Source organism: Halalkalibacter alkalisediminis (assembly GCF_028610705.1).
In the GTDB taxonomy this organism is placed as follows: domain Bacteria; phylum Bacillota; class Bacilli; order Bacillales; family Bacillaceae_D; genus Halalkalibacter; species Halalkalibacter alkalisediminis.
Map to the genome: position 1 here is coordinate 75,689 of NZ_JAQQWT010000013.1, position 13,792 is coordinate 89,480.

The following is a 13,792-nucleotide window of genomic DNA, read 5'->3' on the forward strand; positions in this document are numbered from 1 at the left end:
CCAAAACAGAGGTGAACAGGAATGAATTCAAACTCATCCGTTATTTGTATAGGAGAGGTATTAATAGATTTTTTCTGTACAGATATTGGAATTGATTTAGTCGGTGGGCAGAATTTTGAGAAACAGGCAGGTGGTGCCCCGGCTAATGTATGCGCGACGATTGTCAAACTTGGCGGTACGGCAATGTTTAGTGGGAAAGTTGGAAATGATCCATTTGGTCACTTTTTAAAAAAGACATTAGATGAAGTAAAGGTGGATACATCAATGCTTGTGTTAGATGATGAAAATCCTACAACGTTGGCATTTGTCTCATTAAAGGAGAATGGAGAAAGAGATTTTGTTTTTAATCGAGGGGCTGATGCCTTTTTATCTGAAGAAGAGCTAGATCAAGACAAACTAAAAGAAGCGAGCATTTTGCACTTTGGCTCAGCGACAGCTCTATTAGAAGACCCGTTTCGTTCTACTTATTTGAACTCGATCCAATCGGCTAAAAAAGAAGGGCAGTTTATCTCATTTGATCCTAATTATCGCTCAGACCTTTGGAAAGGAAGAGAATCCATTTTTGTGGATCTCGTTAAGCAAGGAATCGCCCTAGCTGATTTTGTCAAAGTCAGTGATGAAGAACTAAGCATCATTTCTGGAGCTGATGAGTTAACAAAAGGTGTTCAAGTTCTCCATCAACTAGGAGCATGCTTAGTTGCTGTGACATTAGGGAAAAACGGAACACTGATTTCGAATGGAGAAAAGCAAGAGGTTATTCCTAGTATAAAAGTTACTTCAATAGATTCTACAGGTGCAGGCGACGCCTTTGTCGGTGCTATGCTCTTTCAATTAGCTAAGGAAGAAGAACCAAAGAAAACAATAGGGGACTTTGACCAAATCAAAAAGATCACGACTCTCAGTAATAAGGTAGGAGCAATCGTTTGTACGAGAGTAGGAGCCATTTCTGCGATACCAACAAATGAAGAGGTTTTTCAAAAAGGGTGACTCTCCCTTTTTGAAAAACCTCGCAAAAGGAGACAGTATTCGGTGTTACATCATGTACTAAATGAAGTCTTAATTGAAGCATACAACAAAGCCGTTGAAAATGGTCGAATGAAGAGTTTATAGAAATATTGGAGATGGAGTTAGCAAAGAGGGGGCTCTCTTTCAGCCTCTTAATCATTAGTAGATAGGGTTAAAGCCCGAAAGTTATTGGACCCTTATGAAGCAGATTTTGAGTCACTATTATCCTGTTTTAAGATTCTTGAGGAGGTTGTCGTTTTTTATGAAGAAAAGATACGTACTAGTTGTTGTTACGGCACTGATTATGATTGTAGGGTATGTTAGTGAAACGAGGTCAGAGGTTGCCTCGTTCGCTGCTGTTACTGATGATTATTACACAGAAAAATACCGTCCGCAATATCACTTTTCAACTCCACAGGGGCGACTTGCTGATCCAAATGGACTCATTTATTTCGAAGGAGAATATCACTTGTTCCACCAGAAAATGGGAACTTGGGCACATGCTGTCAGTAAGGACATGCTTCATTGGGAGCACCTCCCCATTGCGTTAGAGCATGATGAACTGGGCCAGGCTTTATCAGGAACTTCAGTCATCGATTGGAACGATACGACTGGCTTTTTTGATGGAGAAGCAGGTATGGTAGCTATTTATACAAGTACAGAGGGAGGTGAGTCTCAAGGGATTGCTTATAGCAAAGACAATGGACGAACGTGGGAGCGCTATGAAGGAAATCCAGTCATTGAAAATCCGGGAATAAAAGATTTCCGTGATCCGAAAGTATTTTGGCATGAAGAAACGGAAAAATGGGTGATGGCTGTCACTACGGATAAAAGTGTTACATTTTATAACTCTCCTAACTTAATTGATTGGCAATACCAAAGTAAATTTGGCGTAGATGAACAAGGCAATGAGCACGGTACTCATGTTGCTGTATGGGAAACGCCGGATTTATTCCGTTTACCGGTCGATGGGAATGAAGAAAAGCAAAAATGGGTGCTTACAGTAAGTGTTGGAGACAATCATGTCACGGACGGGTCGACCAATCAATATTTTATTGGAGAATTTGATGGATATACATTCACAAATGATAACCGACCTGAAGAGGTACTAATTACAGATTTTGGTCAAGATTTTTATGCAGCTCAGTCATTTAACGAACTTGCAGAGGGGGACGATCGACGTATTTGGTTGGCGTGGATGGCTAATTGGCGTTACCCTTATCAGTCGCCGACCTATCCTTGGATGGGCTCGATGTCGATTCCACGTGAAGTAACTTTAAGAACAGTTGAGGACGGTAGCATTCGCTTATTCCAAGAGCCGATTAGGGAATTAAAGGACATTCGTGCAACCGAACATTCGATAGACTCTTTTACTTTAGAGGGGGAACAGGTAATAGAAGACTTTTCTGGAGTATCCTACGAGTTTGAAGCAGTTATCGAATGGGAAGAAGTTGAACAATTTGGGATACGCCTCCGACAATCTGCTGAGGAAGAAACGGTCGTTGGTGTTGATCTGAATTCAGAAACTATTTTCCTAGATCGAACGAAAGCTGGTCTTGATACGTTAATTGATAGAAATGGGGAGCGGTTTCAATTTGGAAAGCGGTTTGAAGCTGACTTTCCAGTGGAGAGAGAACAGATTAAAATTCACGGTTTGGTGGATGAATCCTCAGTTGAACTCTTTATCGATGACGGGGAAATGGTTTTTACGAATTTGATTTATACTAAACCGACCAATAGTGGCATTGAGTTGTATGCAGAAGGTGGTAGTGTTGAGGTCGTCTCACTCGATTTCTTCCATTTACATTCGACGTGGCGTGAGGCTCCGGCCGAAGGGGAAATCGAACGAATTGTGGTCAGTGAAGAGTATTTGAATGTAAACATTGGCGAGTCAAAGGAGATTATTGCAAACGTTAAGCCAGATTGGTTAGGTGAAATCGAACCACTTGAGTGGGAAGTAAGTGAGCCAGGAATGGTCGAAATGAACAAAATCGATGATAAAACTGTATTGATCACCGGTGTTGAGCCAGGATTAACAAACCTAACGATACGTGATCCGAATGGAGATAGTTCAAAAGAAATGATTATTCGGGTTTCAGATGGCAGCCATTCAGCTTATATAGATGGCTGGGGACCTTCTCCTCTATCTGGGGAGCAGTCGGGTCATTGGAACATTATTAATGAATCAAGTGTGACGAGTCGCCTTGAACATAACCATGAATGGGCCAAATTGTATAGAGAAGAACTTATCACTGGTGACTTTCTCGTTTCTGCTGATATCCAATGGGTCAATCAAGGAGCAGAGGGCTTCCCAAAATACGGACTTACGATTACGGACGAAGAAAAGACAACGGTGTCTGCCTTTTTTAACAAAGATATCAATATGTTAGAAACGTATGCAGAATTTCGTGGTGAAGCGATTGGCTGGGAAGGAGTCAGATTACCACAAAACACAAATCTTCAAGAAGCACAAGCATTAAAAGTCGAGAAATTGGGGGATACGTTTACCTTCTATTTTAATGATAAAGAAATGTATGAAAGAACAGTAGAGATGGTAGGGAACATCAGTGTAGGGATAATAAGTGAAAATACGGAGGCCGATTTTACAAATTACGTCATACAGAGTACTACTTCAGAAAGTTACTGTCTTCAGGATGTAATTGAAATGGTTAAAACAGCTGATATTACTCCGGTTGGAATCAAGCAGTCTTCTTTGTCTCATTTAGATAACGCTCAAAAACATTTTGAGCGCGCACAACAGCTTTATGATGACGGAAAAACAAATCAGGCAACAATGCAAGAAGAAAAAGGCTATAAAAGCGTCCAAAATTTTCTGGAATACATTCAGCAAAGAATTGAAAGACAAATTGCTGAGGAGGTAAAAGAAGAGTTGGTCAGAATGGCGAATTATATTATCGAACACGAGACGGAGTCATTGAATAAATGACAGCTAAAAGGATGATCAATACACTCAATAGATAATCGTATAAAAAACGCTTTTTTCAGATTTTGAGAGACACATTTTTTTACGGGTAGAAAAAAGTAGTACAGGATAAGAGCTGACACAATCAGAAAGAGAAACATCGAAAAAATAATAGATACCATTTGAATGGTTTTCTAACTCAGGGTCGTATAGTATTGTATTTTAATATGTAATTGGGCCACTACATGCTGAGTTTTAAAAATTTGAAACTAAACGAACGTTGAAAGGAAGGGAGATAGATGAAAAAAAGGTGCTATTCATGGTTTGACGGTGATTTTTGGTATGGCCATTGTGGTGTCTTTCTTTAGTCCTTTCTCTAGTGACCATGAAGATAAAGATGATACAAGTAATGGTACGGATCAAATAGAGCTGACATTCTTGCTCAATTATGGAACCCCTGCGGAAAATCAAGCATATGAAGAATTAATTTCTAATTTTGAAGAAGGCAGTTGAGAAAATAAATACAAGGTTAGAAGAAATAAGGCATAAGGAATTCCTCTAGTTACGCAACTAGGGGATATTTTTTAGGCTTACGTGGTGCTGCGAGCTTAGAGAAAGGGTCTTTCCTCTTAATTATAATCGATTTTAACTCCCGAATATTTTAAATGTTTACATCTAAAGAAATTGAAATCTCCGCTCTAGCACTTTTGTTATAGTAAAAAACAAGACAAGAATAGAACTTAAGCGTTATCTTTTCTGAAAATTATTAACAGGTAAAGGTGTTTATGGTTATAATTTATTTCCTTATTAATGAAACAGCATTGCCTAGAAATATGAAATGACGGGGTATCAAATGGTAAAAAGGTTATTCGTTCTGCCTCTAGTTATCGTTGCATTGTCTTTTATTTTTAAATCAATTGATGAAAAACCTACAGTAGTCGTTGTATTAAAAGATTTAGATTCGGAATATTGGAGGATTGTTGAAGCGGGTTTGAGAAAAGGATTTGAGGATTTTGATATAGAGGGTGAAATTATTGCTCCCACTAACTTATCATTTTTAGAGCAGGTTGATATGTTAGAGCGTGTGCTAATAGAAAAACCTGATATCTTAATAATCTCCCCTATGTATCCAAATTATAGTATTCCTACTTTAGAACGGTTTATTGAAAAGGATATTCCTGTTTTTTTATTAGATACCGATCATCAATGGGATAATAAAACAACCTATATCGGTACGGATAATGTTGCTTTAGGTAGAAGAGCAGGAGCGTTACTCGGTTCACAGTTGCAGCCTGGAAATGAAGTAGCATTAATAGGAGTAGATTTATATAGTCCAGTTGCATCTGAACGGATGCAGGGAGCTACTTTAAGTTTAGAGGATGCAGGAATTGAAATTGTTGCGAAAAAAGTAAATGTATACTCTGAACCATTGAAAATCAAAGAAGAGATTGAAAAAATTATAGAAACCCATCCTAAAGTGAAAGGGATTATCGCTACCAATGACACTCTGTCATTAATTGCTTTTGAGGTGATGGCAGCGTATGGGTTGAACATGCCAATTATAGGAACAGATGGAACGAACGATATGATTGAATTGATAGAAGAAGGAGAGCTACCTGGGACCGTAGCACAGAATCCTTATGATATGGGCTATTTAAGCGTTGAAACCGTAAAGAAAGTGATAAATGGTGAAAATGTTGACAAACATATTGATAGTGGAGTCGACATCATCATTAAAGGCAATGCGAAACAAAGGTTAGAGTTCCAGAAAAGAATGTTGAAATGAAAGAGGCTAGTGAAATTGTTATCCAATATGAACCAACCAATCCCTATGATCGTAATGTCGTAGCCGATATCGTACAGTTATCGAAAAAGGCTCCTTTCAAATTGGTAATATCAAGAAGGCCTTAGACATTTGAAGTATCTTAAACGCTTTTAGAGTATAATACCGTTCAAATTTATACTTTCATACTCTTGAACATGTGTGAGTGGGTAATCGGTAAAACTAATTATTTATTAAATATGTAAAAGAGAAAGTAAATGTATACGATGTATTCTATAAAGATAAGTGTAGATTTTAAAGCTAACCTTCATAAGATATCATGCTATTTTTCAAAGAAAAAGAAAGTCTGTGATACTAACTTGATCCCAGACTTAAGTAAATTATGTTTTCTAAAGTGAACTTGAGTTTTTTCACACTTTTAAAAACCGCACTACAATAGCTTTACGCACACCCTTCACCTTACGGAAATAAGTGCCCCGACATTGACAGGGTGGAGGTCACTGGTTCGAACCCAGTACGGGTCATTTCCTAAAAAGCTAGTAATGACGCGCCTTTCAGTAATTGAGAGGCGCTTTTGTTATGCTTAGAAAACATAAGGATGCCGACATTTTGCCGACGAATTTTTAAAAAAGCTGATTTTAAGATGAATTTCGATTGCTTTTATGCATAAATAATGAATCCAATTTATCAGCTGCTGATTGATCAACTTTTTGTAAAACATGACCATAGGTATTCATAGTCGTCTTGATGTCGGCGTGACCTAATCGATCAGCTATGACTTTTGCATGTACCCCCTGATTAATTAATAAAGTTGATGACGTGTGTCGGAGAGCATGAAAATTAATATAAAGGAAATCATGTTTTTTTAAAAACCTCTCCCAGAAGCGATTAATAGAACATGGATGGTATGGTTTTCCACTCTCATTAGCAAAGATGATAAAATGATTCTCATCCCACAATTTATCCATAGCCAACCTTTCTCTATTCCTTATAGACTGTAGCCTTCTAAAGGTTGAATAAGTTATATGGTAAAATCAACTTTTTGAAAAAAAGGTTGTTTTTACCAGTTGCTTAGGGCTATAATCTTATTTATTAACACAAACAAATTAATAGAATAGGTGGATGGAATTAAATGAATTTTAATACTTATAAGGGCTCTTTTGTTATTGCTATCTGTATCTCTTTATTCTTACTGTTCTTACCAATGCAAACTTTTGCTTATGAGGTCTACAAGGATTTTTCTGCAGAAATTTTTAATTCATTATCAGATGAGCAGATTAGAGATTTAGAGTCAAAAGGGTATACACCTGGGGCTCTCGCTGAACAATTAGAAATAGGTAGAGGATATGATGAATTAAGTAAGATTGAGTTAGTAGAGGAACAAGTTGTTTATCACAAAGTAATTGAGTACTTTCCAGCAGGATATCAAGAACCGGATGAGCACAATGTATCTGCTATGCTATTTGATGAGTTTGAGAGAGCTAGCAGTGATGAGTTTTATAGTGAAGTTATAGAATTGACGGAGGAGGAATTTTTAAAAGAGATCGAGGAGGAAGATGAGTCAGTCACTCTTTTTTCTACAACCGATGAACATAGGACTAGCACATCATACAAAAGAATGGCTACTATAATGTATAGGATAAATAGAGATAGATACCGAGTTTCTAATAAAGTGGATTGGACGAAAATGCCTATTCACCGAAAACATGATATTATTGCTATAGCTCTTAATAAGAATACTTCTCCATTGAAAGGGACGGAATGGGCGAAACAAACTTGGACATCTTCTTCAGGTACAAACCCAGGAAGTGCTACTTATACAACGAATAGTTCTAAATGGGAAAGAAATGCGAGTGGTTACGGTTTGTATTTTAAGTTAAAACAAGGTTTTACTGATACTGGGAATACACCTGTGGGTCGCATTACGATGTATATGGAATATGAAGCAGGACCTAATGTGAGCAACGTAACACTTGTGGATGGATATGGACATTATTATCATCTTGAACACCCCGTTAATATTACACCGAGCTTTACAATTGGAGCTGGCGGAGTAGGGGTTTCAATCAGTGGTGGATACCAATCAGAATACACTAGACATAGACCTGAAACCCACGTTCAACTTTTTAGATAAATATCTAAAAATAACGTTAGACTAATATTGGTCTAACGTTATTTTTAATATTTAAGTAGAGTCTAAACCTTATTTAAGAATTTAAAGAAAGAAATAATAAACCATAAAGTACTTACTATTATTAAAAAAATTGATAAATAAAATAGTAAAAAGTTAATTTTTCCTATTCCTAATTTAGAAATTGAGAGGAAAAGTATGCCAAACAGTAAGTAAAGTTGAGGTAATATATACTTTTGCATGAGTTCGCCCCTTTTGATGGAAATTTCTTCTATATACTATCATTATTAACCCGAGATAGCAATTTATTTTTGAGTGTTAACTCACTATCTTAATGAACTTTTAAGGTACTTATCTATTGCAATATCCTGATATACTTATAGTATGGAAGAAATTCCAAATAAAATAGTAAATGACATGAGTCTATACTATTCGAGTTGTAATACTATGGTTTTTCATTTTGTGTTTATCCATGACAATTAAGTTTACCTTTTGAGACATTCCTACGAGCGGGGATGTCTTCTTTTTATACCTCTATCGTCTAACGGATAAAGACACGTGAATTCTAGGTATGTTATGTGGATTCGATTCCTGCTAGGGGCTTTATGGGTCTTGTGTTACTAAGGAAGACCGCAACCGAGCGCACAAGGGGCGGGAAGAGGTGCATGAGTTATAATCCTTTCCAATCTCGTTAATTAATCGAGGTTGCATCCTAGGTTATAAGGAGAAGAACAAACAACCATCCACTCTTCGGAGTGTAAAAGTCAAGCTAACGATGTACATTTTTGATCATTTAAGAATGTATAAAATTAATCATCATCTTTTTCTAAGTGATCCTTAATTCTGTATGATGGACCAACCATGTTAACGACTGTTGCGTGGTGTAAAACACGATCTAAAATGGCATTTGCTAATTTAGTATCCTGGAACACTGCATCCCACTCTTTAAAGCTAATATTTGTAGTTAAAATCGTACTTTTCTTTTCATATCTCAAATCAATTAGCTGAAAGAATAATTTGGCATCTTCTTTGTCAATTGGAAGGTAACCAATTTCATCGATAATTAATAACTTATATTTCCCATAGTGCTTTAATCGAGCTTCTAAGCGGTTGGGAGCCTTTATTTCTATTAAAGACAACTGAGGGAGTACTGAAAAAAGTTGAAATAGGATAGGTGGGAATATTTCTTCAGTAAATGTGAAACCTGGTGATAAAGTCTTTTGTGAGATAACTTTGGCGATTTTAAAAGAAGATATTCTTCCAAGCGGTTGTGATTAAGATAAAGAGGATTCATTTAGAATAGAGATTTAACCTGAGTAATGGGTACGAAAAAAAGACCTGTTTTCGGTTTTCTATACAGATCAATCGTGTATGAAAATAGTTACTTTAAAAAAACACAATAATAACTTTATTAGATACGCCCTTCTCCATTCTCGGGGGCGTATTTTTGTTGTCTGTATAGAGTTACTGTTATCCAATTTTTGATAGACATGGGTGTGTTGATGTATAGATAGAGAAGTGAATAGAGGATAAGACTATATTAAAATCTCTACTGTTCATCATGATTTGGAAGGGGTGTCTATTATTACGATGTATCCCGGCATTCTCTATAAACTCATCTAAACAGTGTTTAATTTTTTAAAAAGGGGGCTTTATATTAAGCGCTTACAATATTTTTCACAAATATTTTTTAAAAAAGATTAAGATGCAAAGAGTGTTCGAGTTAAACAAACTGTAGGAAAGGAGGAGTGTAAACATTCATGAAAATGTTCTTTTACTCGGACAGAAACTAAATAAAGCATTCAATCCTCATTTTTACAGAAAGGTGTGACAAAGTTGAATCGATTAAAACAAACAGTTGCTGCGGTAATGGCTGGTGTAATGATTTTAAGTCAACCATCATTTCTATCTGGCAGCGTTTTAGCAAATGAGACAAAACCTCTTATTGAAAATGTGACAACAGATAAAGCCATGTATAATCCAGGAGACCATGTTGAAATTCGGATTGATTTAGAAAATAAAACGAGGAATGACTTTACGGGGACAGTTGAGATCAACGCAACGCATCTAGAACAACAAGTTGGATCAACCATTGAACAATCATTTTCCTTAGCAAACAATGAAGAAGATCGTATAATCGTAAACTGGGAAGCGCCGTCAACAGATTTTAAAGGATATTTAATTGAAGTAGATATTAAAGATTCATCTAATAATCTGATAGATTCAGACACGGTGGGTGTAGATGTTTCATCATCCTGGACCAAGTTCCCGCGTTATGGTTATGTTTGGGATTTTACAGAGGACGTTGATGCTGCACAACGAATTGAAAAACTTAAAGATTACCATATTAATGCATTACAATATTATGATTGGAAATATCGTCATCACAAGCCCATCCCAGATGATAACAGAGAATTTTGGTTGGATTGGACGGGCAGAGAAATTCATGCTGATTCCATTCGCCGTTATATTTCGGAAGCCCAGAATAATAATATGGTCAATATGGCTTATAACATGGCATATGCTGCAGTCTCAGGCTATGAAGACGATGGTGTAAAGCAAGACTGGGCTTTATATTACTCTGATAACAATCTGAGCGGAGAAGGGCATTTCAAATTTAAAATGATGGATGAAACCCCAACTGGAATTACTCATTTATACTTTTTTGATATGAGCAACCCTGAGTGGCAAGAGTATATTTTTGCTGAAATTAATAACATGTTTGACTCATTTGAATTTGATGGCTGGCACTCTGACACAGTTGGTGAATGGGGCGAGATGCAAACAGCTGATGGCAGAACGCTCTATGTAAAAGATACGTATACAGAATTCCTTAATAATGCTAAGGAAGCAATTGGAGATAAATACTTAGTTTTCAACCCGGTTGGAGCTCAAGGAATTGAAAATGTTAATATAAGCAAGGTTGATGTTCTTTATACAGAAATGTGGCCATGGGATAGAGACAGAGATGGTGAGCTTTACGATTCTTATTACTCTTTGAAGAAAGCCATTGAGAGAGCAAGAGAAGAGAGCGGCGGGAAATCTTTAGTCATTCCGGCATATATGAGCTATGATTACGGCGAAGCGAATCCAGGGAGCCCGTTTAATGCATCAGCTGTTCTATTGACTGGTGCGTCAGTATATGCAGCAGGAGGTTCTCGTATTGAGCTTGGTGACAATGGAAATATGTTAAGCAACGAATATTTTCCAGCTCAACATTTATATATGACAGAAGAATTAGAGCAACGCATGACTAAACAATATGATTTCATTGTTGCCTATCAAAATTTACTGCGTGACGGGCAAACCGAAACAAACAATCGAATTGAAGTGATAGATTTTGAGAATACTCCATATGGTGATCCTAACACGGTTTGGACTTATGGCAAAAAAGATGGTGATTATGAGATTATACAAATGATCAACTTATTAGGTGTTAGTAAAAATGATTGGCGAGCAAATGAAGGTCAAAAAGACACACCAGAAAAAATCACTAATTTTGATCTGAAATACTATTACTCAGATGAAATAAATTCTGTTTGGCTGGCATCACCAGATAAAGATGGCGGTCGTTCCGAACAATTATCTTTTACAAAGAGCCGTGATGAATATGGTAAATATATTAGCATTACCGTACCATCTTTAGAATATTGGAACCTGATTTACATGAGCAGTGATGATCCGATTGCAACTAGTAAGGCTGAATTAAATCAATTGGTGGAGCGTTTTATTGAAAGCGGTGACTTGAATGGTCCGTTGGTGAAGCAGCTTACTAATTCATTTAAACAAGCAGAGCACCATTTAGAGAAAGGTTCTATTCAACAAGCTATAAAGTTTTTAGAAGACTATGTATCTCATCTATCTCGGAAATCAAATGAGCGAAACGTCTCACAGGAAGCAAAACAACCTTTAATGGAAATTATCGAAGCTTTGATTTCCTACTTGAAAGCTGAAGAAGAAGAACTAACAATCCCAGCTGAAATTTTCAACGGTGGTTTTGAAAGAGGAGACCTCAGAGGTTGGGATATAACAGGCAGCAATGTTGGTGTCGATCATAATGATGTTTACAATGGTAACTATAAGGCTTATTTTTGGAGCAATAGGCCATATGAACAAAAAATAGAACAGGATCTTTCTCGAATGGAAAATGGTTCGTACACAGTAACGGCAATGGTGAAGCAAAATACAGGTACACCAACATTAAGCAGAATGGAATTAACAGGTTTTGGCGGTGAAGCTGTTTATATTGATATTCCACATGGCAATGAGTATGTCAAAATCAGCGGAACTGTTGAGGTTACAAATGGACAGATAAATATAGCATTCTACCAGACTGCTGAGGGATCTGTAAATTTACAAATTGATGATGTTGTAATTGTTAAAAATTAGAGCAGAATAAATTATGTAACTTAAAGAGAGTCATGACTAGTTTCAAAGGGGTCGTGGCTCTTTTCATTTTTAATGATGTTTAAACAAGATACTCAAAAAGTGTTTTTTATTACACTTTTTATATTAACAAAATGCACCCTTTCATTTATTGGTAAATTACGGATTTTAAATCGTAACTAAAGCCACCTTCATAGTAATGTAAACGGTTCCTTGTTAACGCTTTCCGATAGATAATAAGCATGTACTTATAAAACAAGGGGGAAGTAAAATGAGAAAATTAAAAACATCTTTATTGTTATCAATGCTAGTTTTTCTTATTGTTGTAAGCGCTGCATGTTCATCAAGCGATGATACTTCAAGTAATAATGATGGGTCAGGCAAGCAAGATAAAGTAGTGCTTGATTACTGGCACACATATGGAGAACAGGAAGAAAAAGTATTAGTTGAAGAGATTAAGCCAGCGTTTGAGGAAGAACATCCTCATATTGAATTAAAGCTTACTAGGCAGCCTCACGAAGGGCTAAAGCAACAAGTCATCGCTGGTGTGGCTGGTAATGCAGCACCTGATTTAATGAGAATGGACATTGTTTGGACATCTGAATTTGCTCAGTTAAACGCTTTAGCGGAAGTAAGTAGTTTTGATGGTTTTGAAGAAGTGGAAAATCAATTGTTTGATGCACCAATGTCAACAAACTTCTATGATGGTGGTTATTACGGATTACCAATAAACACAAATACAAAAGTAGCAATCTATAACAAAGAAGTACTTGAAAAAGCAGGTTTAAGTGAACCGCCAACAACAATGGAAGAGTTGGAAGATGCTGCTCGTAAAGCCGTTGGGGCAGGAGCAGCTGGGGGAATTTCAATTGTTGGAGTAGGTCAAACTTGGGATTACCTTCCATATTTTTGGAGTTTAGGTGGAAGGTTAACAGATGATGAATTTACACAGTTTGAAGGACATTTAAATAGTGTTGAAAGTTTACAGGCTTTAGAAACAATCGTCCGTTGGAATGAAGAGGGATTAATTAGTCCAACCATGCTTGGAGGTCAACCGGGAACTTGGGAAGGAATTGACAGAGGCGAGTATTTGATGATTGATGATGGACCATGGTTCTTCAGCATTTTGATGAATGAAGAAGGCAAAATAAGTCCGCTAGATTATAGTGTATGGGCACCAATCCCTGAAGGTGTGAATGGAAGTCGTTCAGTAATTGGTGGAGAGAACCTAGTTATCTTTGAGAGTTCCAAAAATAAAGAGGCTGCATGGAAATTTGCTAAGTGGATGACAGGAGAAAAGGCACAAAAGATTATGGGAGTTGGTACTGGCTTAATCCCGACAAACATGGCGGCAGCACAAGACCCAGAGTTCTTAGAATTACCATTTATTGAAGCATATGTTGAACAGCTCAAAACAGCACTGCCTCGTACCCCATTACCACAATGGTCTGAGGTTGAACAAGTTATTACATTAAATATTGAAAAAGTTCTTCGTGGTGAAATGGATGCTAAAGAAGCACTAGATGATGCTGCGAAAAAATCTGATAACATTATTAACAAATAA

8 protein-coding genes and 1 pseudogene are annotated in these 13,792 nt (G+C 36.8%); 7 read left to right on the forward strand and 2 right to left on the reverse strand.

Annotation, left to right across the window (positions count from 1 at the left end):
* Nucleotides 1–21: 21 nt before the first annotated feature.
* The 4 genes from PQ474_RS16545 (at nucleotide 22) to PQ474_RS16560 (ending at nucleotide 5,714) form a co-directional block, all read left to right on the forward strand.
* Nucleotides 22–987 (forward strand): carbohydrate kinase family protein, encoded by a 966-nt coding sequence (locus tag PQ474_RS16545; RefSeq protein ID WP_273845510.1) that lies wholly within the window; start codon nucleotides 22–24, stop codon nucleotides 985–987.
* Nucleotides 988–1,267: 280 nt separating this feature from the next.
* A complete protein-coding gene (locus PQ474_RS16550; protein ID WP_273845512.1) occupies nucleotides 1,268–3,952 on the forward strand; it encodes a GH32 C-terminal domain-containing protein in 2,685 nt (894 codons plus the stop codon).
* Nucleotides 3,953–4,270: 318 nt separating this feature from the next.
* Nucleotides 4,271–4,441, forward strand: coding sequence for a hypothetical protein (locus PQ474_RS16555; protein ID WP_273845515.1), 171 nt, complete (start codon nucleotides 4,271–4,273; stop codon nucleotides 4,439–4,441).
* Nucleotides 4,442–4,781: 340 nt separating this feature from the next.
* The gene (locus PQ474_RS16560) at nucleotides 4,782–5,714 is read left to right on the forward strand and encodes a sugar ABC transporter substrate-binding protein (RefSeq protein ID WP_273845518.1); all 933 of its coding nucleotides are present in this window, start codon (nucleotides 4,782–4,784) and stop codon (nucleotides 5,712–5,714) included.
* A 635-nt stretch (nucleotides 5,715–6,349) separates the two neighbouring features.
* Here the strand turns inward: PQ474_RS16560 and PQ474_RS16565 are convergent.
* Nucleotides 6,350–6,679 (reverse strand): tyrosine-type recombinase/integrase, encoded by a 330-nt coding sequence (locus PQ474_RS16565; protein ID WP_273845521.1) that lies wholly within the window; start codon nucleotides 6,677–6,679, stop codon nucleotides 6,350–6,352.
* Nucleotides 6,680–6,843: 164 nt separating this feature from the next.
* Between PQ474_RS16565 and PQ474_RS16570 the strand changes: the two genes are divergently transcribed.
* Nucleotides 6,844–7,845: a hypothetical protein gene (locus PQ474_RS16570; RefSeq protein ID WP_273845523.1), complete on the forward strand. Its 1,002-nt coding sequence runs from the start codon at nucleotides 6,844–6,846 to the stop codon at nucleotides 7,843–7,845.
* Between the two features lie 806 nt (nucleotides 7,846–8,651).
* On the opposite strand, the pseudogene PQ474_RS16575 reads toward PQ474_RS16570, so the two are convergent.
* Nucleotides 8,652–8,963, reverse strand: a pseudogene (locus tag PQ474_RS16575) (ATP-binding protein); the annotation flags it as partial.
* A 715-nt stretch (nucleotides 8,964–9,678) separates the two neighbouring features.
* Between PQ474_RS16575 and PQ474_RS16580 the strand changes: the two are divergent.
* Complete coding sequence (locus PQ474_RS16580; RefSeq protein WP_273845525.1) at nucleotides 9,679–12,231, forward strand: glycoside hydrolase family 66 protein; 2,553 nt, start codon at nucleotides 9,679–9,681, stop codon at nucleotides 12,229–12,231.
* Nucleotides 12,232–12,499: 268 nt separating this feature from the next.
* Entirely contained in the window at nucleotides 12,500–13,792 is a 1,293-nt protein-coding gene (locus PQ474_RS16585) for an extracellular solute-binding protein (protein ID WP_273845527.1), read from the forward strand.

Excerpts from the sequence above, each read along its gene's own strand:
- PQ474_RS16545 (WP_273845510.1), top strand. The coding sequence starts at position 22 with ATGAATTCAAACTCATCCGTTATTTGTATAGGAGAGGTATTAATAGAT.
- PQ474_RS16550 (WP_273845512.1), top strand. The coding sequence starts at position 1,268 with ATGAAGAAAAGATACGTACTAGTTGTTGTTACGGCACTGATTATGATT.
- PQ474_RS16555 (WP_273845515.1), top strand. The coding sequence starts at position 4,271 with ATGGCCATTGTGGTGTCTTTCTTTAGTCCTTTCTCTAGTGACCATGAA.
- PQ474_RS16560 (WP_273845518.1), top strand. The coding sequence starts at position 4,782 with ATGGTAAAAAGGTTATTCGTTCTGCCTCTAGTTATCGTTGCATTGTCT.
- PQ474_RS16565 (WP_273845521.1), bottom strand. The coding sequence starts at position 6,679 with ATGGATAAATTGTGGGATGAGAATCATTTTATCATCTTTGCTAATGAG.
- PQ474_RS16570 (WP_273845523.1), top strand. The coding sequence starts at position 6,844 with ATGAATTTTAATACTTATAAGGGCTCTTTTGTTATTGCTATCTGTATC.
- PQ474_RS16585 (WP_273845527.1), top strand. The coding sequence starts at position 12,500 with ATGAGAAAATTAAAAACATCTTTATTGTTATCAATGCTAGTTTTTCTT.